The 18,456-nt window shown below is 47.3% G+C and carries 17 protein-coding genes; 5 read left to right on the top strand and 12 right to left on the bottom strand.

Annotation, left to right across the window (positions count from 1 at the left end; translation table 11 throughout):
• Nucleotides 1-3: 3 nt before the first annotated feature.
• The 12 genes from cyoE to NL643_RS20135 all read right to left on the bottom strand — a co-directional run bounded on the left by cyoE (nucleotide 4) and on the right by NL643_RS20135 (nucleotide 13,161).
• Nucleotides 4-924 (bottom strand): heme o synthase, encoded by a 921-nt coding sequence (gene cyoE, locus NL643_RS20190; protein WP_031780178.1) that lies wholly within the window; start codon nucleotides 922-924, stop codon nucleotides 4-6.
• The gene (gene cyoD / locus NL643_RS20185) at nucleotides 885-1,196 is read right to left on the bottom strand and encodes a cytochrome o ubiquinol oxidase subunit IV (RefSeq protein ID WP_012842490.1); all 312 of its coding nucleotides are present in this window, start codon (nucleotides 1,194-1,196) and stop codon (nucleotides 885-887) included. Before cyoD ends, cyoE begins: the two co-directional genes overlap by 40 nt.
• Nucleotides 1,196-1,798 carry a cytochrome o ubiquinol oxidase subunit III gene (cyoC, locus tag NL643_RS20180; protein WP_005375782.1) on the bottom strand — a complete coding sequence of 201 codons (603 nt, stop codon included), beginning with the start codon at nucleotides 1,796-1,798 and terminating at the stop codon, nucleotides 1,196-1,198. Before cyoC ends, cyoD begins: the two co-directional genes overlap by 1 nt.
• Nucleotides 1,788-3,824, bottom strand: coding sequence for a cytochrome o ubiquinol oxidase subunit I (cyoB, locus tag NL643_RS20175; protein WP_005375781.1), 2,037 nt, complete (start codon nucleotides 3,822-3,824; stop codon nucleotides 1,788-1,790). The genes cyoC and cyoB overlap by 11 nt, the downstream gene beginning before the upstream one ends.
• Nucleotides 3,825-3,829: 5 nt before the next feature.
• Nucleotides 3,830-4,711, bottom strand: a complete 882-nt coding sequence (cyoA, locus tag NL643_RS20170) for a ubiquinol oxidase subunit II (RefSeq protein ID WP_005388604.1) — start codon at nucleotides 4,709-4,711, stop codon at nucleotides 3,830-3,832.
• A 789-nt stretch (nucleotides 4,712-5,500) separates the two neighbouring features.
• Complete coding sequence (locus tag NL643_RS20165) at nucleotides 5,501-6,259, bottom strand: SDR family oxidoreductase (RefSeq protein WP_074190874.1); 759 nt, start codon at nucleotides 6,257-6,259, stop codon at nucleotides 5,501-5,503.
• Between the two features lie 110 nt (nucleotides 6,260-6,369).
• A complete protein-coding gene (mmsB, locus tag NL643_RS20160; RefSeq protein ID WP_005390978.1) occupies nucleotides 6,370-7,275 on the bottom strand; it encodes a 3-hydroxyisobutyrate dehydrogenase in 906 nt (301 codons plus the stop codon).
• Between the two features lie 11 nt (nucleotides 7,276-7,286).
• Entirely contained in the window at nucleotides 7,287-8,426 is a 1,140-nt protein-coding gene (locus NL643_RS20155) for an enoyl-CoA hydratase/isomerase family protein (protein WP_253645050.1), read from the bottom strand.
• An 8-nt stretch (nucleotides 8,427-8,434) separates the two neighbouring features.
• Nucleotides 8,435-9,220: an enoyl-CoA hydratase gene (locus NL643_RS20150; protein ID WP_253645049.1), complete on the bottom strand. Its 786-nt coding sequence runs from the start codon at nucleotides 9,218-9,220 to the stop codon at nucleotides 8,435-8,437.
• 38 nt (nucleotides 9,221-9,258) lie between these two features.
• Nucleotides 9,259-10,413, bottom strand: coding sequence for an acyl-CoA dehydrogenase family protein (locus NL643_RS20145; protein WP_253645048.1), 1,155 nt, complete (start codon nucleotides 10,411-10,413; stop codon nucleotides 9,259-9,261).
• A gap of 19 nt (nucleotides 10,414-10,432) precedes the next feature.
• Nucleotides 10,433-11,926 (bottom strand): CoA-acylating methylmalonate-semialdehyde dehydrogenase, encoded by a 1,494-nt coding sequence (locus tag NL643_RS20140; RefSeq protein WP_253645061.1) that lies wholly within the window; start codon nucleotides 11,924-11,926, stop codon nucleotides 10,433-10,435.
• 23 nt (nucleotides 11,927-11,949) lie between these two features.
• Entirely contained in the window at nucleotides 11,950-13,161 is a 1,212-nt protein-coding gene (locus tag NL643_RS20135; protein WP_253645047.1) for a thiolase family protein, read from the bottom strand.
• A gap of 277 nt (nucleotides 13,162-13,438) precedes the next feature.
• Between NL643_RS20135 and NL643_RS20130 the strand changes: the two genes are divergently transcribed.
• The 5 genes from NL643_RS20130 (at nucleotide 13,439) to NL643_RS20110 (ending at nucleotide 18,456) form a co-directional block, all read left to right on the top strand.
• Nucleotides 13,439-13,813 (top strand): MerR family DNA-binding transcriptional regulator, encoded by a 375-nt coding sequence (locus NL643_RS20130; RefSeq protein WP_012842485.1) that lies wholly within the window; start codon nucleotides 13,439-13,441, stop codon nucleotides 13,811-13,813.
• A gap of 66 nt (nucleotides 13,814-13,879) precedes the next feature.
• Nucleotides 13,880-15,049 (top strand): isovaleryl-CoA dehydrogenase, encoded by a 1,170-nt coding sequence (locus NL643_RS20125; protein ID WP_046873648.1) that lies wholly within the window; start codon nucleotides 13,880-13,882, stop codon nucleotides 15,047-15,049.
• Nucleotides 15,050-15,074: 25 nt separating this feature from the next.
• Nucleotides 15,075-16,679 carry a carboxyl transferase domain-containing protein gene (locus NL643_RS20120; protein ID WP_167427598.1) on the top strand — a complete coding sequence of 535 codons (1,605 nt, stop codon included), beginning with the start codon at nucleotides 15,075-15,077 and terminating at the stop codon, nucleotides 16,677-16,679.
• Between the two features lie 29 nt (nucleotides 16,680-16,708).
• The gene (locus NL643_RS20115) at nucleotides 16,709-17,548 is read left to right on the top strand and encodes an enoyl-CoA hydratase-related protein (protein ID WP_005390997.1); all 840 of its coding nucleotides are present in this window, start codon (nucleotides 16,709-16,711) and stop codon (nucleotides 17,546-17,548) included.
• Nucleotides 17,548-18,456: a hydroxymethylglutaryl-CoA lyase gene (locus NL643_RS20110; protein ID WP_047009300.1), complete on the top strand. Its 909-nt coding sequence runs from the start codon at nucleotides 17,548-17,550 to the stop codon at nucleotides 18,454-18,456. The genes NL643_RS20115 and NL643_RS20110 overlap by 1 nt, the downstream gene beginning before the upstream one ends.

Raw genomic sequence — 18,456 nt, 5'->3', positions numbered from 1 at the left:
AACTCAATAAATAAACGGCAACGGAATAAGCTCTAATCCTAGTACACCACTGATCCCCATCACCACTAGCAGTGAGACTTTAAACACCGACTTTGACCAAGCGATGTAGTTGCTGTCATCAATGCTGCGAAAGGTCACTTTCGTCCACATAAAGCAAACGACCGCTGCAACCGCTAAGTATTCATACCCGGCTTCACCAAGTAAAAATAACCCCAACGATACGGCCCCAAACGCCACGACATACGCTTTCATGTGTCGATGCGCTTTATGAATGCCCTCTTTAACTGGTAATACGGGAATCCCGGCTTCTCGGTAGTCTTGCATCCGGAACATGGCAATGGCATACGAGTGCGGCATTTGCCAGAGACAGAACATGGTAAAGAGTAAAATCGCTTCCAAGCTAATGAAGTTTGTTACCGCCAAGTAACCCACCAATGGCGGGACTGCGCCTGAAATACTTCCCACTAAGGTTCCATACACCGAGTTACGTTTGTACCACATCGTGTAAAAGAACACGTAATACACGTAGCCAAGCAACACGACGACAGCGGATAGTGGGTTCACTCGGATAAATAACAGTGCGGTGCCTACCAGCAATAAAGCAAGCGCATAAACAAACGCAATATCGATATTGATGTTACCTTTCACTGTTTCACGATTTCGTGTACGTGCCATCTTTTGGTCGATATCACGATCGAAAATATTATTCACCACACAACCTGAAGCGATGACTAACCCCACACCAACTAACGTTGTAACGAACAACATTAGACTAGCTGGTTCTGTTTTTGCGGCGAGGAAGAACCCCGCCGCAACAGAAATCAGGTTGCCGAAAATAATGCCCGGTTTGGTGATAGACAAATAACTTTTCAGCATACCTTGGCCTACAACTTCATGTTGACGTTCATGTTGTAGATGATCCATACCGAGCCAGCGATAAGGATAAGTACAACAATGGCGGTAAACATCAGTGATACAAGGTTCCAACGTCCGTCGGATGTTTTTGTTTCCATGTGCAAGAAGTATTTAAAGTGAACAAATATCTGCACTAATGCACATCCAAATAGAATCGCATAGGTCGTTGTATCTGGTAATGATTTCGTCCAAACAAAGTAGAACGGAATTACCGTCAGAATCAGTGAGGCAATGAAGCCTTTCACGTAATCTGACGCACTGGTTTCTACATGTTGATCCATTACATTACCCCCAGTAAGTAAACGATGGTAAAGACACAAATCCAGACGATATCTAGAAAGTGCCAGAATAGGCTTAAGCAGTTAAAGCGCATTGCCATATTGTCGTTCAGACCTTTCGTCGACAGTTGATGGTACGCTACCGCTAACCAAATCAGACCAAAGGTTACGTGCAGGCCGTGCGTACCAACCAACGTAAAGAATGCCGATAGGAACGCACTTGTTTGTGGGCCATAGCCTTCTTCAATCAGGTGATGGAACTCATAGACCTCCATACAGATAAAGCCAAGACCAAGTGCGAACGTTACTAACATCCAACGTTTGAGACCAGCAACGTTGTTGCGCTTCATCGCGATAATGCCAAAACCAAATGTGATACTGCTAAACAGCAGCAGCATGGTTTCGACAAACACGAATGGGAGTTCGAAAATGTCTTTACCTGTTGGGCCCGCAATTGAATTGCTCGACAGCACAGCGTATGTCGCGAACAAGGTCGCAAACAGTACGCAGTCACTCATCAGGTAAACCCAAAAACCAAATAGCTTGTTGCCATTCGTGTCATGGTGGTGATCATGGTCGTGATGTGCTGCGATATTAGTTTGCATACGTCACCTCCAGATCATCTTTACTTTCGCTGTCTTTCACTGAGTTTTTCTTCGCTTCTTCAAGCTGAGCTCGACGCTCGGCCTCAATTGCTTTGATCTCTTCAACTTCCACGTAGTAATCCACGTCATCGTTGTAGCTATGCTGAATACACGTCACGATAATACCGACCAAACTTGCCGCCGCTAGCCACCAGATGTACCAAATCATGCCGAAGCCAAATAGGAGCGACCAAGCCGACACGTAGATGCCTGTTGCCGTGTTTTTTGGCATATGAATACGTTCGTATTCCACTTCTTTAGTTGGATCGAACTCGCCACTTTGTTTCTGGTACCAGAAGGCATCCAGCACATCACCTTTTGGCAGGTGTGCAAAGTTGTAGAACGGCGGTGGAGACGATGTTGCCCACTCAAGAGTACGACCACCCCACGGGTCACCAGTTAGGTCACGGTTTTGCTCGCGGTCACGGATACTCACGTAAATTTGGATGAACTGAGACAATACGCCCAGCGCGATCACAACCGTACCTGCTGCGGCAATCGACAACAGTGGGAAGTATTCAGGGTTGATGTCTTGGCTTAAACGACGAGTCATACCCATAAAGCCCAATGCGTAAAGCGGTAGGAACGCCATTAAGAAACCAATAATCCAAAGATAGAACGCACGTTTGCCCCAAGTTTCATTCATGGTGAAACCTGTCGCTTTCGGGAACCAGTAAGTGATCGCAGCGAAACATCCAAACACCACACCACCGATGATAACGTTGTGGAAGTGAGCAATCAGGAATACTGAGTTATGCAGAACGAAATCTGCGCCCGGAACAGCCATGAGTACGCCTGTCATACCACCAACAGTAAAGGTGATCAGGAAGCCCACCGTCCACATCATTGGCGTCGTAAAGCGGATGCGGCCTTTGTACATGGTGAATAGCCAGTTGAAGATCTTCACCCCTGTTGGGATAGAAATAATCATCGTGGCAATACCGAAGAAAGCATTTACGTTCGCGCCAGATCCCATCGTAAAGAAGTGGTGTAGCCAAACGACAAACGCAAGAATCGTGATAACTACGGTAGCCCAAACTAGCGATGTGTAACCGAACAACTTTTTACGTGAGAAGGTTGCGGTGACCTCTGAGAACACACCAAAAATTGGCAAGATCAAAATGTACACTTCTGGATGGCCCCAAGCCCAAATCAGGTTGACGTACATCATTACGTTGCCGCCAAGATCATTGGTAAAGAAGTGCATGCCTAGGTATCTATCCAGCGTTAGCAGAGCGATAGTCACCGTTAGGATTGGGAATGAAATGATGATCAAAATGTTTGCACACAGAGACGCCCAAGTGAAAACTGGCATCTTCATCATTGGCATAGACGGTGTACGCATACGCAAAATGGTCGCGAAGAAGTTCACGCCTGTTAACGTCGTACCGACACCTGATATCTGCAGCGCCCAAATCCAATAGTCGACCCCGACTCCTGGGCTGGCCTCAATACCTGAAAGCGGCGGATACGCTAGCCAGCCGGTGCGACCAAATTCACCTAAGCCGAGAGACATGTTTGTTAGAATGACACCAACAACAAACAGCCAGAAGCTCAAGTTATTCAGATACGGGAAAGCTACGTCACGCGCACCAATCTGTAATGGCACGATGATGTTCATCAGACCAATAACCAATGGCATCGCTACGAAGAAGATCATGATCACGCCATGGGCAGTAAAAATTTGATCGTAGTGATGCGGTGGCAAGTAACCTGCTTCACCCGCAGAAGAAAGGAGTTGCTGACTACGCATCATGACTGCGTCAGCAAAACCACGAACAAGCATCACCATCGCTACTGCGATGTACATGAAGCCAAGTTTTTTATGGTCTACTGAAGTAAACCATTCATTCCACAAATATTGCCACTTTCCGGCTTTAGTTACCGCGTAAACTACGGCTAAACCAACCAGCGCCACGACCGCTAAGGTGATGACGATAATAGGTTCGTGGAATGGAACTGAATCAAGAGTTAATCTTCCAAACATTACGATTATCCTTGGTTTTCAGGCAAACAGTTCATTGAACCAGGATGCTGAGTCACAACGTCGGTGAACAAGAACGGAGGAACGCTAGAGAACAAAGTGACTGGCTCTGCGATACTTGGCGCTGCCAGTGAGCTGTATTGCTCCCAATCTTCAATACGATCAGGGCTCGCCTTCACTTTCTGCACCCAATTTAGGAACGCAGCACGATCAGACATTGCAGAGGCTGTGAACTTCATTTGCGAAAAGCCTTCGCCGCTGTAGTTCGATGCAAAACCCTTGTAGTCACCTTCATGGTTCGCTATCAGGTTGAGCTTGGTTACCATGCCTGGCATCGCGTAGATCTGTGTACCTAAGCGAGGTATGAAAAACGCGTTCATGATGTTGTCCGAAGTCAGTTTGAACTGCACTGGCACGTCTTTCGGGAACGCCACATAGTTCACCGTCGCAATGTTTTCTTCTGGATAGATGAACAACCATTTCCAATCGAGTGACACCACTTCGATGGTCATTGGTTTAACATCACTTTCCAATGGTTTGGAGGGCTCTAGTTCATGAGTCGAACGCCATGTGATCGTCGCAAGAATCGCAATGATGATGATTGGAATTGTCCATACCACCACTTCGATTTTGGTCGAGTGTGACCACTCGGGAGCGTACTCTTCTTCAGTGTTAGAGGCGCGGTATCGGTAAGCGAAGTAAATCGTCATTAGAATCACAGGGATTACAACGATCAACATCAGCAAAAGAGCAGTAATAATTAGCTCTTTTTCCTGCACACCAATGGCACCTTTGGGGTCAAGTAAAGCTGAATTACATCCTGAGAGCATAAGTATGACGGACGCCAAACTTCCCCTCGACAAGATGCGTTTATATCTTGAGGCTTCCATTAACTTTCTCGATGGTTGTCTGGTTTCAAAACAAATGCCAATCACAGTAAATAAGAGCTCAGAAACAGCGCAGGGGAATGTTTGATAAAAAGGCAAAAATTTTGATAAGTAGTTATTCTACTTACAAATTTTTCAGCGCCGTTATCAAGCATCTTAACCAGCTAGAATGAACAATTACTTGCTACGATTGGTATCAAGCTAAGAACCAGTTGTTATAGTCATTAGAATGTTTATGTGTTGAGCATGAGTAACGTCGGGATCAGAGCGAAACAAAACGGAATTGAGTGGAGATCAAAACCACACTATTAGTGTGAGTTTATTGTTACACTTTGAAACACAATGTTACATTTGGCGCATTATGAGGAGTAAAAAGTTAAAGCTCATTAGCCACAACTGGAAACTAACCTTCCATTAATGAAATCAACACACTTTCAATAGGAGATTAACCTCAACACGAATTTCACGTGCTTCACAGTTAATGTCTTTTGAAACAGACAGTTGCAAATTAATTTTGATGAGACTGACTATCAACTGCATTTACATAGATAGCTTGAGTACGAAGGGGAAATTAAAAGTGGAAAATTGTGATCAATATCAAACTAATGATTTCACTTAGTATTTGAGTGGTATTTACTTCTCATTATTTACTTTTGGCAAACCATTCGCAGGGCGAATCCAAATATGAGTAATAAACACTTACGTTACCCAGAACTGGCTCTCGGAAAAATAGGAAATGTTGAAAGGGAAAGAAGCTTGTCATTCCGGTCTGTGGGGCCTAACCCTAGGGCTTTACATGCGAATGCCTCCATCCACTTCTAAAACTCTGCCAGTAAAGTAATCACTCTCAAGAATGTATTTTACTGCATGTGCGATTTCACTTGTTTCACCCATCCTTCCAATTGGGATCATCTTTTCTAGTCGTTCTATGGCTTCTGGTTTCATTTGCTCTGCCATCGCGGTATGTACCACACCTGGTGCAATCGCCGCCGCGCGGATACCGTATCTTGCTAACTCACGGGCCCACGTTGTCGCCATGGTTGCGACCGCCGCTTTAGATGCAGAATAATTGGTTTGACCGATATTCCCTGCTCTCGCGACACTAGAAATATTGATGATAACGCCTTGTGAGCCGCTCTCAATCATCTTGACGGCAGCTTCACGCCCACACAAAAATGTCCCCGTAACGTTGACGTTCATGACCAAATTGAATTGATCCAAAGACATCTTACTGATCACGCCGTCTTTTGATTTTACAAGTAACCCATCTCTTAGCACGCCAGCGTTATTGACTAGCCCATTGAGTTGGCCAAAATCTTGGATAACCGCGTCAAACGTGTTTTCAACGTCGATTTCGCTCGTTACATCCACTTGATAAGTCAACGCTTTCGCACTCAGCATCCGGCACTGCTCTTGTGTTTCCATTAAACCGCTAGCGTTTACATCTAATAACGCTAAATCTGCACCGGCTTGAGCAAGCGTAATTGCCATCATTTGCCCAAGTCCTTGCCCTGCACCTGTAATGGCAATGACACTATTTTTAATATCCATAGTTACTGCACTCCATCGCTAATAATGTTCCCTATTTCAAGCCTGTTTAGGTGGTCCGAAATGATGAGTTTTACTTCACCATTTCAGACGGCTTTGTAGCAAAACTCAGTCTAGCCTTTCTTACTCTTGTAAAACTCAAACAAGCTTGAGAAGTCGAGCTCGCCGTGGCCGCTCGCGTTGTGGAAAGAATATAGATTACGCGCCAGTGAGCCCATCGGAACCGAAGAGTGTGTTTGTAACGCCGCATCTAACCCCAAACCGAGATCTTTCAACATGAGTTTGCTCATAAAGCCCGGTTGGTAATCGTTGCTGGCTGGTGCACTGTCCATCACGCCAGGGCAAGGATTGTAAAGCTCCAATGCCCAATTTCGGCCAGAGCTTTGCAGCATGATGTTTGATAACACTTTGGGGTCGAGCCCATGATCGATACCTAGATTTAGCGCCTCGCACGTACCAGACATTAAAATGCCGAGCATAAGGTTGTTACAGATTTTCGCCATTTGACCATCGCCCGCTTTACCGGCATGGAAAACATTTTTTCCCATGTACTGCAAAATGGCATTGGCTTTAGAAAATGCTTCATCCGAGCCACCAACAATAAAGGTTAATGTCGCCGCTTTAGCGCCGGCAACACCACCCGAAACGGGCGCGTCGACAAACAGCACGCGTTTATTTGCCGCTTCATTGGCGACTAATCGCGCAGAGTCCGGATCAATGGTTGAACAATCAATCATCAAGGTACTTGGCGAGACAAGGTTGAGGACACCTACGCCGCCGTGTAAGTCGCCAAGATACACGGAACGAACGTGAGATCCTGCTGGTAGCATCGTGATGACTGTGCTTGCACCATCCACGACTTCCTCGATAGAGCTCGCCACCACCGCACCAAAAGGTGCAAGTTGCTTTGCCGCTTCGCTATCGACATCGAATACTTGCACGTTAAATCCAGACGCTAATAAGTTTTGCGCCATCGGATGCCCCATTCTTCCTAAACCGATAAATGCGATGGTACTCATGATCATTCTCCTTATTGACCTAGTGTTTGTTCACCCAAATCAGCAAGCGGATGTTCGTCATCCGGCCAAAGTGAGGTAAACAAGGTATCGATGACATCTTCATCGACTTCACTGACACTGTTAAACATCCAGTTAGGTTCGCCATCCCGGTCAATAAGCCGAGAACGGACGCCCTCTTTAAACTCACCTAATAAGGCGCTGCGAACCGATAAACTCAGCTCCAAGCGGAAGCAATCTGCAAGTGGTAAGCTGTGGTATTCTTTCACTTGTCTGAAGCAAATATGTGCGGTGATCGGACTGCCCGCGGCGAACGTTTGTTTCGCATTTTCTATCCACTGACTGTTCCCTTCGATAGCCATGATTCGCTGTGCTATTGCATTAAGATCAAAGCCTTTGCACGCTTCCTCTATCTGATCTAAGTATGGACAAATTTGCGTGGTTGGTTTGCTATCAATAACCTGTTCTTCCATTAATTGTAGTAGCGCAGTTACCAACTCTTTCGCATCTTCTTTGCCCCACTGGAGCTGCTTTAGCTCATCCAGTAAGGTGGGATACTGCTCTTCCAACAGTAACCAATCGGCCAAACCAATAGTGACAGCGTCACTTGAGTTCACCATTGAACCTGTCAATCCGAGGAATAAACCCACTTGCGGATCTATCTGGCTTAAAAACCATGTACCTCCCACATCAGGATACAGTCCAATATTAATTTCTGGCATAGCAAGGCGTGATGTTGTTGTCACAACTTTGTGGCTGGTTCCCATAAAAAGCCCCATCCCACCACCCATGACAATACCCTCTCCCCAACCGATAATAGGCTTGTTGTAAGTGTGAATGAGATAGTCACACTCATACTCCAACGAGAAATAGTCCGTACAGAACTCTACGATTTTTTCTTTACTCTCGTTATGCATGACGTGATACATAGCTCGAACATCGCCACCAGCACAGAATGCTTTTTCTCCAGCGCCAGTGAGTACCACACAAGTCACATGCGGATCGTCTTGCCACTTGATAAGCTGATCGTTGAGTTGGACCAACATGTCATACGTCAATGCATTCAATGAAGCGGTGTTGTCTAACGTTGCGATACCAATGCGGTGCACGCCATCTAAGCACTCTATTTCACTGATGGTTACCATCCCTGCCATGTGGCCTCCTATCGGTTTTTCCATTGCGGTGGGCGTTTTTCTAAAAAGGCGCGAACACCCTCAACTTGATCTTCCGTATCAAAAAGATTCAGAAACAACTCTCGCTCTTTCATTAAGCCGTGCTTAAGTGGCGCAGAGCGCATATTTTGAATGAGCGCCTTACATGCGGCGACAGAAGATGGTGACTGGTTCGCAACAGATTCAGCAAGCTCCAACGCTTTACTTAACGCTTCGCCTTTGGGAACCAACTCCTCAGCCAAGCCTAGTTCTTTTGCTTTGTCAGCGCTAACTTGTTCTCCACATAAAATGATGCGCTTTGCCCAGCCTTCTCCTACTAACGCTGTGAGGTTTTGGGTACCGCCAGCGCAGGGCAAAAGTCCGACTTTGGCTTCAGGTAAAGCAAGTACCGCTTGCTCTTCAACTACTCGAATATCACAAGCTAATGCCACTTCTAAACCTCCGCCCATGGCGTAACCATTAATGGCGGCAAAGGAAACACCACGGAATTCCGAGAGTGTTTCAAACGCTTCACCAAAGCATCGCGCCATGTCTAACGCAACCGCTTTGTCACCATCAGAAAATAGCTTGAGATCCGCACCAGCAGAGAAAAACTTGTCTCCACTACCGGTTAAAACCAGTGCGTAGACCTGCTTATCATTGTTAAGTGTGAGTATCAGCGACTTCAGTACCTTGAGGCTCTCTGCTGTCCACGTATTGGCTGGCGGGTTGTTCATTGTCACCACCGCAACGTGATTAGTGATCGTATGTTGAATGGCTTCTTGGGTTAATGGCATATCTGAATCCTTTCTCAATGAGCAAATCCAATACTTCGCTACAGCAAGGCCGATTCCTCAGAGAGCAAACGGCGCGCGATGATCAAGCGCATAATTTCGTTCGTTCCCTCCAGAATTTGATGCACACGCACATCTCTGAAATGACGCTCCATTGGATACTCTTTGATGTAACCATAGCCGCCATAAAGCTGCAGCGCTTGGTCGCAAACCTGAAAGCCTACATCGGTTGCGAACCGTTTTGCCATCGCGCAATAAGCAGTGGCATCTGGGTCATTTCGGTCGAGCTTGCTGGCGGCATAGCGCACTAACTGCCGTGCAGCCACTAGCTCTGTCGCCATGTCTGCTAATTTGAATTGTAAGGCTTGAAACTGCGCAAGCGGTTTGCCGAACTGCTTACGTTCTTGAATGTACCGTGCCGCCTGATTAAGGGCCTGTTGAGCCGTACCGACGGAGCAGGTCGCAATATTTATACGCCCTCCATCAAGCCCTTTCATCGCAAAGACAAAACCTTGCCCTTCTTCGCCCAGTAAATGGCTAGCTGGAATAACGACATTTTCAAAAGTAACCGCTCGTGTTGGTTGGCTGTTCCAACCCATTTTGGGTTCTTTGCGCCCATAGCTGATACCATCTGTTTGAGCAGGAACAACAAATGCAGACACGCCTTTGGCCCCCGCTTCTCCGGTTCTCGCCATCACGACCAAAACATCTGTCTCTCCTGCGCCAGAGATAAAGGTTTTGCCACCGTTGAGGACATACTTATCTCCCTTTTTTGTAGCGGAAGTGGTCAGTGCAGCGGCGTCTGATCCTGCGTTGGGCTCAGTTAAGCAATAGGAGCCTAACCACTCACCCGTAACTAATTTCGGACAGAACTGCGTTTTGGCTTCATCGGTAGCAAAACTGGCTATCATCCAACTGACCATGTTGTGAATCGTCATAAACGCCGTAGTGGACGTACATCCCATGGCCAGTTGTTCAAAGATAATTGAAGCATCTAAGCGACTCAGCCCTAGGCCACCTTGCGCTTCTGGAGTGTAGAGACTGAGAAACCCCAGTTCTCCCGCCTCTCTCAATACGTCTTTGGGGAAGATCTGTTTTTCATCCCACTCCGCCGCCATCGGTGCTAAACACTCATCGGCAAATTGCTGAGCGGTATCGGCAAATGCACGTTGATCTTCATTAAGTTCAAAGTCCATAAAAGCTCCTTCTATTCACTCAGCGCAGTTGGATGGTCAAATTAGGCCCCGTTGGAATATCGTCATCAAACCAACGTGCCGTCACCGTTTTAGTCTCGGTATAAAAACGTACCGCTTGTTTACCATACGCATGCAAATCGCCATAGAAACTGCCTCTCCAGCCTGTAAAAGAGAAAAATGGCAAAGGTACCGGAATAGGCACATTGATCCCGACCTGACCGACTTGAATGTCATGCTGATATTTTCTTGCAGCAGCGCCATTAGCCGTAAAAATGGAAGTGCCGTTCCCGTATGGGTTGCGATTCACTAACTCAATGGCTTCTTGTAACGTATCCACTTCCATGCAAACCAAAACGGGGCCAAATATCTCTTGCGTGTAAATCGACATATTCGCTGTTACACCGCTAAACAAGGTTGGGCCAATCCAGTTTCCATCGGGAAAGCCTTCCACTTCACACTGACTGCCATCCAGTTCACACACTGCGCCTTGTTGTTTGCCATCTTCAATTAAGTCCAATACGCGTTGTTTAGCTTGCTCACTGATGAGAGGACCATAAGCAGCTTGCTCATCGTCCCAAGGCCCTGGGTGTACTTTCGCCATTGCCTGTTTGAGGTCTGTAATCCATTGTTTTGAATCGCCGACAAATACCGCAACAGAAATCGCCATACAACGCTGCCCCGCCGCCCCAACGGAGGACCCCACTAGGTTATTCACCACTTGTTCTTTGTTCGCATCAGGCATGATCACCATGTGATTTTTAGCACCAGCAAAAGCTTGAACGCGTTTAAAGTGTTTCGTACCCGTGGTGTAGATATAACGGGCAACAGGAACCGAGCCAACAAATGACACCGCTCGAATGTCAGGATGAGCCAGCAGAAAATCGACTTGGTCTTTGCGACCATGAACGATTTGCAACACTCCTTTCGGCGCGCCAGCTTGCTCAAATAGTTCGGCTAAACGAATAGAGGTCAACGGCACTTGTTCAGAGGGTTTAAGCACAAACGTATTGCCCGCAGCGATAGCGATTGGGAACATCCACAACGGAATCATGGCAGGAAAGTTAAACGGCGTAATGCCGCAACACACACCCAGGGGCTGAATCATTGAGTAACTATCAATATCCGTGGCAACGTTTTCGACGGTTTCGCCCATCATATTGCTGGCAATGTTTGCAGCCTGCTCAACAACCTCTATGCCTCGCCACACATCGCCTTTAGCATCCACTAAAATCTTACCCGTTTCATGAGAAAGCAGTGTGGCAAGCTCATCATGATGTTCTTTGAGAAGGTGCTGATAACGAAGCATGACTCTGGCACGCTCGGATACTGCCACTTCCTTCCAGGATTGGAATGTCTCTTTCGCATTATCAATGGCGGCTTCCATCTCGTGATCCGTTGAGCAGGGAACGTACGCAATGACATCATTAGTGGCAGGATTGGTCACCTCAACCCAATCCGAAGTTTGAGATTCACGAAACTCTCCACCAATAAACAAGGGAACCAAACGAGTCATCATTTACTCCTTTCTGATTTCAATTAAAGCGGTATTTCAATGCCTATCGCCGTTGCCTCTCCACCACCGATACAAAGTGACGCAACGCCTCGCATCACTTTTTTGGCGTCTAGATCACCGTCGGTACCTAAAGCTTGTAGCTGACGCAAACTATGAATCAATGTCACCAGAATTCGTGCGCCACTTGCGCCTATCGGATGCCCGAGTGCACACGCTCCGCCTTTAATATTGACTTTGCTTATATCAAGCCCAAGTTCTGCTACCGCGATTTGTGTCACGACAGCAAAGGCTTCATTTATCTCCCACAGATCCACTTCGTCAATTGACCAATCCAACTGGGACAACAACTGTTCAATCGCATAAACGGGAGCCAAAGTATATTCAGCAGGTTTTCTGGCGTGTGTGGCGTGAGACTTGATAACGGCGAGTGGCTCAAGACCTTGGTGGAGCGCAGTCTCTTCATCCATTAGAACAAGCGCTGCAGCGCCATCGGAAATCGCACTCGAATTAGCAGCGGTCACCGTGCCTTTTTTATCAAATGCAGGTTTGAGTTGAGGGATTTTATCCAGATCAATCGAGCGCGGGTGCTCATCGTAATCCAGCGTTCCTTGTTCAGACTTGGTGTTGAGTTCAATCGGTGAGAGCTCGTCGGAAAATAAGCCTCGCTCTTGAGCTTCCAACGCACGTTTTGCCGACATCACTGCCCATTCGTCCATTTGCTCTCTGGTGAACTTAAGCCTGTCTGCGACGTGCTGAGCATAAACACCCATTAAGTGCCCTTCGTACGCATCTTGCAATCCATCGAGAAACATGTGGTCATACGTCGACTGGTGGCCCATGCGCATTCCCTTTCTCGCCTCTTTCAATAAATACGGCGCATTGGTCATACTCTCCATACCACCAGCAATGGCAGTTCGAATCGTTCCAGCTTTGATAAGATCGTGCGCCAACATGACGCTCTTCATGCCGGAACCACACACTTTATTGATAGTCGTGCAACCTACATTCATGGGTAAATCCGCACCAATTGCCGCTTGTCTCGCCGGGGCTTGCCCACACCCCGCAGGTAGCACACATCCCATGAAAACTTCATCTACAGATGTCACATTCACTTCATGCATCGCAGCCTTTATCGCTTGTGCACCTAATTGGGGAGCGGAGTAAGTTTGCAACTTTCCTTGAAAGCGCCCGATCGGCGTTCTCTTCGCGCTGACAATCCAGATGTCTTTTTCCATGATTCGCATTCCCTTGAGGTATATGTGAACACTAGACTGACTGATAACGCCCTTGCATGACATTGCTTACCAAGCGCTACGCCAGTCTTTGTCGCCCTTTCTCACTGACAAACTTTCATACTGCGATTTCTTGACGTTTACGTAAGCATAGCACTAGCCTTTACAATGAGATGAAAAAACACACCAAGTAGGCATTTATCTCTTAAAATTTGCGTTCGGCCTTTCCTTTGAAGGTTCGATTTCCAGAAACTGGATTTTTATTCGAGGTAAGTATGTTATGGAAAAATACAAAATCAGTGACCTCGCCAAGGAGTTTGATATTACCACTCGCAGTATCCGGTTTTATGAGGACGTAGGTCTGATTGAACCAGAGCGAAAAGGCAACATGCGCGTTTATCAACGCAGAGATAAAATTCGTCTCAAACTGATTTTAAGAGGGAAACGGCTCGGTTTTTCACTGGCAGAAATTCGTGAACTTTTCGAGCTTTATGACATGCAACAAACCGAAGGACAGTTATTGAAAATGCTCAATATCATTGAAGAGAAACAAGCCGTCCTACAACAGCAACTCAATGACATCAGCGTCGTAATGGCAGAGTTGAATGCCGCTAAAGAACGCTGTATTCAAACACTCAAAAGCAAAGAGACATAACCGCTATACTCAAATAGCGACACTGCAATCGGCTTTTCCACCTTACCTCTGATATCGGGAGACGTTATGAAAAGCACCTACGCCCCACTGAATTTCGGACTTGGTGATACCATCGATATGCTCCGAGACCACGTTAATGCCTTTGCTACGGAACATATTGCTCCCATCGCCGCAGATATAGACCGCGATAACCAGTTTCCGAACCATTTGTGGCCTTTGTTTGGAGAAATGGGGCTGCTCGGTGTCACCGTCGATGAAGAACTTGGTGGTGCAGGCATGGGATACCTTGCTCACGTTGTGGCGATGGAAGAGATCAGCCGAGCCTCTGCCTCCGTCGCTTTAAGCTACGGCGCTCATTCCAATCTGTGCGTCAATCAGATTTTTCGCAATGGCACGCCTTCTCAACGCAAGAAATACCTTCCCAAACTCATCGATGGTACGCACGTTGGCGCCCTAGCTATGAGTGAGCCCAATGCCGGTTCAGACGTGATAAGCATGCAACTGAAAGCGGAGAACAAGGGCGACCATTTTGTACTGAATGGCAACAAAATGTGGATCACCAACGGTCCCGACGCTGACATAGTGGTGCTTTACGCTAAAACGGATGTCAATGCAGGTTCACGAGGTATTACCGCATTCATTGTTGAACGCAACGTCGAAGGTTTCAGCCATGCTCAAAAGCTGGATAAACTAGGCATGAGGGGCTCGAACACTTGCGAACTTGTGTTTAACAATTGCGTAGTGCCGAAAGAGAATATTCTTGGCGAGCTGAATCAAGGCGTCGAGGTGTTAATGAGTGGGCTGGATTACGAGCGCGTCGTCCTCGCTGCCGGACCACTCGGGATAATGCAAGCTTGCATGGACATTGTGGTCCCGTACGTACATGAACGAGAGCAGTTTGGAAAATCCATTGGCGAGTTTCAGTTAGTTCAGGGCAAGATCGCCGATATGTACTCTCGAATGAGTGCAGCAAAAGCGTATGTATATACCGTCGCAGCGGCTTGTGATCGAGGTAACGCAACGCGTAAAGATGCCGCAGGAGCGATTCTGTACAGTGCAGAACTCGCCACACAAATGGCACTTGATGCAATACAGTTGCTCGGTGGGAATGGCTACATCAATGAATACCCTGCTGGTCGTTTGCTACGTGATGCAAAGCTTTATGAAATCGGCGCGGGTACCTCAGAGATTCGCCGCATGTTAATAGGCCGAGAACTGTTCGAAGAATCTCGCTAAAGGAACATACGACAAGGAAGTCATTATGGCCATTATCAAAAGTAAAACTAAGCCAACTGACGAGTTATTTCTTTCCAATAAAGCTGCGATGGAAACGTTGGTCACTCAACTGAATCAACATATCGAGACCATCAAACAAGGAGGCGGTGAAAAAGCCATTCAGCACCAGAGGCAAAAAGGAAAACTCCCCGCACGAGAACGCATCGCGCGCTTGCTTGATGACAACACTGATTTTCTTGAAATTAGCCAGTTTGCCGCCTGGCAAGTGTATGACGAATCCATCCCCTGCGCTGGCGTTATCGCCGGCATTGGTTTCATAGCGGGGATTCAATGTATGGTCATCGCCAACGATGCTTCGGTAAAAGGCGGAACCTACTACCCACTCACGGTAAAAAAACACCTTAGAGCGCAAGAGATAGCCCAACGTTGCCAACTCCCCTGCGTATACTTGGTGGACTCCGGTGGCGCAAATCTCCCTCATCAGTCCGACGTCTTCCCCGACAAAGAACACTTTGGTCGCATTTTCTTTAACCAAGCGAGGATGTCAGCAAAAGGCATCCCTCAGGTTGCTGTTGTGATGGGGCTTTGCACTGCTGGGGGCGCATATGTTCCTGCCATGGCGGATGTGTCCATTATGGTCAAAGAGCAAGGCACCATATTTTTGGCGGGACCGCCTCTAGTTAAAGCGGCCACTGGCGAAGTCGTGACGGGTGAAGAGCTCGGCGGGGCAGACGTGCATTGTCGTAAATCTGGTGTTGCTGATTATTACGCTGAAAATGATGAGCATGCCCTAATGCTTGCCCGAGAAGCCATTGCCAATGCCAATAGAGCGAAACCGATTAAGCCGGAAAACACCGTGCTACCTCCCCGCTACGATGCTGAAGAAATCTACGGAATCGTGAATGCCAACTTACGACTATCATTCGACGTTCGAGAAATCATTGCCCGCATCGTCGATGATTCTGATTTTGACGAATTCAAAGCCTTGTACGGCAGAACGTTAGTATGTGGCTTTGCTCGCGTTCACGGACACTTGATCGGCATTGTGGCAAACAACGGCATCTTGTTTTCTGAATCGGCACAAAAAGGCGCGCACTTTATTGAACTTTGCGCCAAACGGAAAACACCGCTTCTCTTTCTCCAAAACATTACCGGATTTATGGTTGGGAAAAAGGTGGAAGAAGAAGGCATCGCAAAACATGGCGCCAAGCTGGTGATGGCCGTCGCTTGTGCTGACGTACCAAAGTTTACCGTAATCATCGGTGGGTCGTACGGCGCTGGCAATTATGGCATGTGCGGCCGAGCTTATGATCCAACCATGATGTGGATGTGGCCGAACGCTCGTATTTCTGTGATGGGCGGAGAACAAGCGGCAGGCGTCTTAACACAAGTTCGAAAAGACGCGAAGGAACGCCAGGGAGAAGCGTGGTCAGAGCAAGAAGAACACACTTTTAGAGAATCAATCATAGACTTGTATGAAACACAAGGACATCCCTATTTTGCGAGCGCTCGGCTATGGGATGACGGAATTATTGACCCCAAACAAACGCGTCAGGTGTTGAGTCAAGCGCTAACGGCAGCATTAAATGCCCCCATTCCTGATAGCGAGTTTGGCGTCTTCAGAATGTAAATATCCAGAGATAAATTAAGGAAGTAAGTATGCAGGAAATGCAACCAAGCATTATTCCCAACGCCCAAAGACAAGATGATGTTCTTTGGCATGTCGATGACAATGGCGTAGCGACCATCACTCTAAACAGAACAGCCAAACACAATGCTTTTGACGCTTGTACGATCGACTTGCTGATCCACCGCCTAGATTATCTCGCTTTACGAACGGATGTGCGATGCTTGGTATTAAAAAGTAACGGCAAGCACTTTTCATCCGGGGCCGACCTGAATTGGATGCAGTCGATGGCCGACAGCACGAGGCAAGATAATTTCGTTGATGCCCAAAACTTGGCAAGACTCATGGAAACACTAGATTCGTTCCCTCAACCCACCATCGCGGTTGTACAAGGCTCCGCTTACGGCGGCGCGCTGGGATTGATTTGTTGCAGTGATATCGCCATCGCGAGCCAATGTGCTAACTTTTGCTTAAGTGAAGTTAAGCTGGGTTTAGTTCCGGCAACCATTGCGCCTTACGTCATGCGCGCGATGGGGAATCGACAAGCTAGACGCTATATCTTAAGTGGTGAAGTCATTTCAGCCGAGGATGCCGAACGGTTTGGTATTGTGCATGAAGTGAAAGAAGCCAAACAACTTGAAAGTGCGGTCGATAGCGTGATCAAGACGTTACTACTTAATAGCCCAGATGCGATGCGTAAAGCGAAAACGCTCTGTCACCAATGTCATCAAAACCCCATCGATCAACAACTGATTCACTATACTAGCAAGCTCATTGCGGACATTAGGGTATCGCCACAAGGCCAAGATGGCTTGCAAGCGTTTCTTGAAAAACGAAGCCCAAGTTGGGTAACCAAATCACAGGACAAGTAATGCTGCCTTCCAAAGTAAATATTGTCGAAGTAGGTCCACGAGATGGGTTGCAAAATGAGTCTCCTGTTGCGACCCAGACTAAAATCCGGTTGATCAACTTACTCTCTGATACTGGGCTAACGCATATTGAGGCGGGCTCTTTTGTTTCGCCCAAATGGGTGCCACAAATGGCGGACTCAACAGAGGTCATGAAAGCAATAACAAGGCGAAATCATGTTACTTATTCTGCCCTGACACCAAACCTAAAAGGCTTCGAACAAGCCTTGGAGGCTGGTGCCAATCAGGTCGCAATTTTCACTTCATCATCAGAAGGATTCTGCCAACACAATATCAATTGCTCGATTGCAGAAAGTTTAACTCGCTTCGAGCCTGTAATGCGATTAGCCACCAAACACGGCATCCCTGTTCGAGGTTATCTATCCTGCGTTGCCGATTGCCCTTATGACGGTCCGACGGCCCCTAAACAGGTGGCGAGCGTGACCAAATCCCTCATCGATTTAGGGTGCTATGAGGTGTCTCTAGGTGACACCATCGGCACAGGCACGCCAAATCGAATTGCAGCCATGCTGGAAGCCGTCATGTTGGTTACACCTCTCCCCCAACTTGCTGTCCATTTCCACGATACATGGGGACAAGCGCTCGCCAATATTCATCAAGCATTAAGTATGGGCATCAATACCATCGACAGTAGTGTAGCTGGGCTGGGTGGATGCCCATACGCTCATGGGGCCTCGGGGAATGTCGCGACGGAGGATGTACTGTATTTATGCCAAGGATTAGGGATCGAAACGGGGATCGACTTGGAGCTGTTAGCAAAAGCTGGCTGGATGATCAGCGAAGAGCTTAATCGAGAACCCACGTCAAAAGTATCGCTAGCTTTGCGTAACCGTATGACATCTCTAACATAA

This window comes from Vibrio sp. Y42_MX_L11 (assembly GCF_024181785.1).
In the GTDB taxonomy this organism is placed as follows: domain Bacteria; phylum Pseudomonadota; class Gammaproteobacteria; order Enterobacterales; family Vibrionaceae; genus Vibrio; species Vibrio diabolicus.
Note: the sequence above shows the minus strand (reverse complement) of the source record. Positions and strands in the feature narration are given on the sequence as shown.

Bases quoted from the DNA above. Each gene is read 5' to 3' on its own strand.
- cyoE (WP_031780178.1), bottom strand. From the start codon at position 924: ATGGATCATCTACAACATGAACGTCAACATGAAGTTGTAGGCCAAGGT.
- cyoD (WP_012842490.1), bottom strand. From the start codon at position 1,196: ATGGATCAACATGTAGAAACCAGTGCGTCAGATTACGTGAAAGGCTTC.
- cyoC (WP_005375782.1), bottom strand. From the start codon at position 1,798: ATGCAAACTAATATCGCAGCACATCACGACCATGATCACCACCATGAC.
- cyoB (WP_005375781.1), bottom strand. From the start codon at position 3,824: ATGTTTGGAAGATTAACTCTTGATTCAGTTCCATTCCACGAACCTATT.
- cyoA (WP_005388604.1), bottom strand. From the start codon at position 4,711: ATGGAAGCCTCAAGATATAAACGCATCTTGTCGAGGGGAAGTTTGGCG.
- NL643_RS20165 (WP_074190874.1), bottom strand. From the start codon at position 6,259: ATGGATATTAAAAATAGTGTCATTGCCATTACAGGTGCAGGGCAAGGA.
- mmsB (WP_005390978.1), bottom strand. From the start codon at position 7,275: ATGAGTACCATCGCATTTATCGGTTTAGGAAGAATGGGGCATCCGATG.
- NL643_RS20155 (WP_253645050.1), bottom strand. From the start codon at position 8,426: ATGGCAGGGATGGTAACCATCAGTGAAATAGAGTGCTTAGATGGCGTG.
- NL643_RS20150 (WP_253645049.1), bottom strand. From the start codon at position 9,220: ATGCCATTAACCCAAGAAGCCATTCAACATACGATCACTAATCACGTT.
- NL643_RS20145 (WP_253645048.1), bottom strand. From the start codon at position 10,413: ATGGACTTTGAACTTAATGAAGATCAACGTGCATTTGCCGATACCGCT.
- NL643_RS20140 (WP_253645061.1), bottom strand. From the start codon at position 11,926: ATGACTCGTTTGGTTCCCTTGTTTATTGGTGGAGAGTTTCGTGAATCT.
- NL643_RS20135 (WP_253645047.1), bottom strand. From the start codon at position 13,161: ATGGAAAAAGACATCTGGATTGTCAGCGCGAAGAGAACGCCGATCGGG.
- NL643_RS20130 (WP_012842485.1), top strand. From the start codon at position 13,439: ATGGAAAAATACAAAATCAGTGACCTCGCCAAGGAGTTTGATATTACC.
- NL643_RS20125 (WP_046873648.1), top strand. From the start codon at position 13,880: ATGAAAAGCACCTACGCCCCACTGAATTTCGGACTTGGTGATACCATC.
- NL643_RS20120 (WP_167427598.1), top strand. From the start codon at position 15,075: ATGGCCATTATCAAAAGTAAAACTAAGCCAACTGACGAGTTATTTCTT.
- NL643_RS20115 (WP_005390997.1), top strand. From the start codon at position 16,709: ATGCAGGAAATGCAACCAAGCATTATTCCCAACGCCCAAAGACAAGAT.
- NL643_RS20110 (WP_047009300.1), top strand. From the start codon at position 17,548: ATGCTGCCTTCCAAAGTAAATATTGTCGAAGTAGGTCCACGAGATGGG.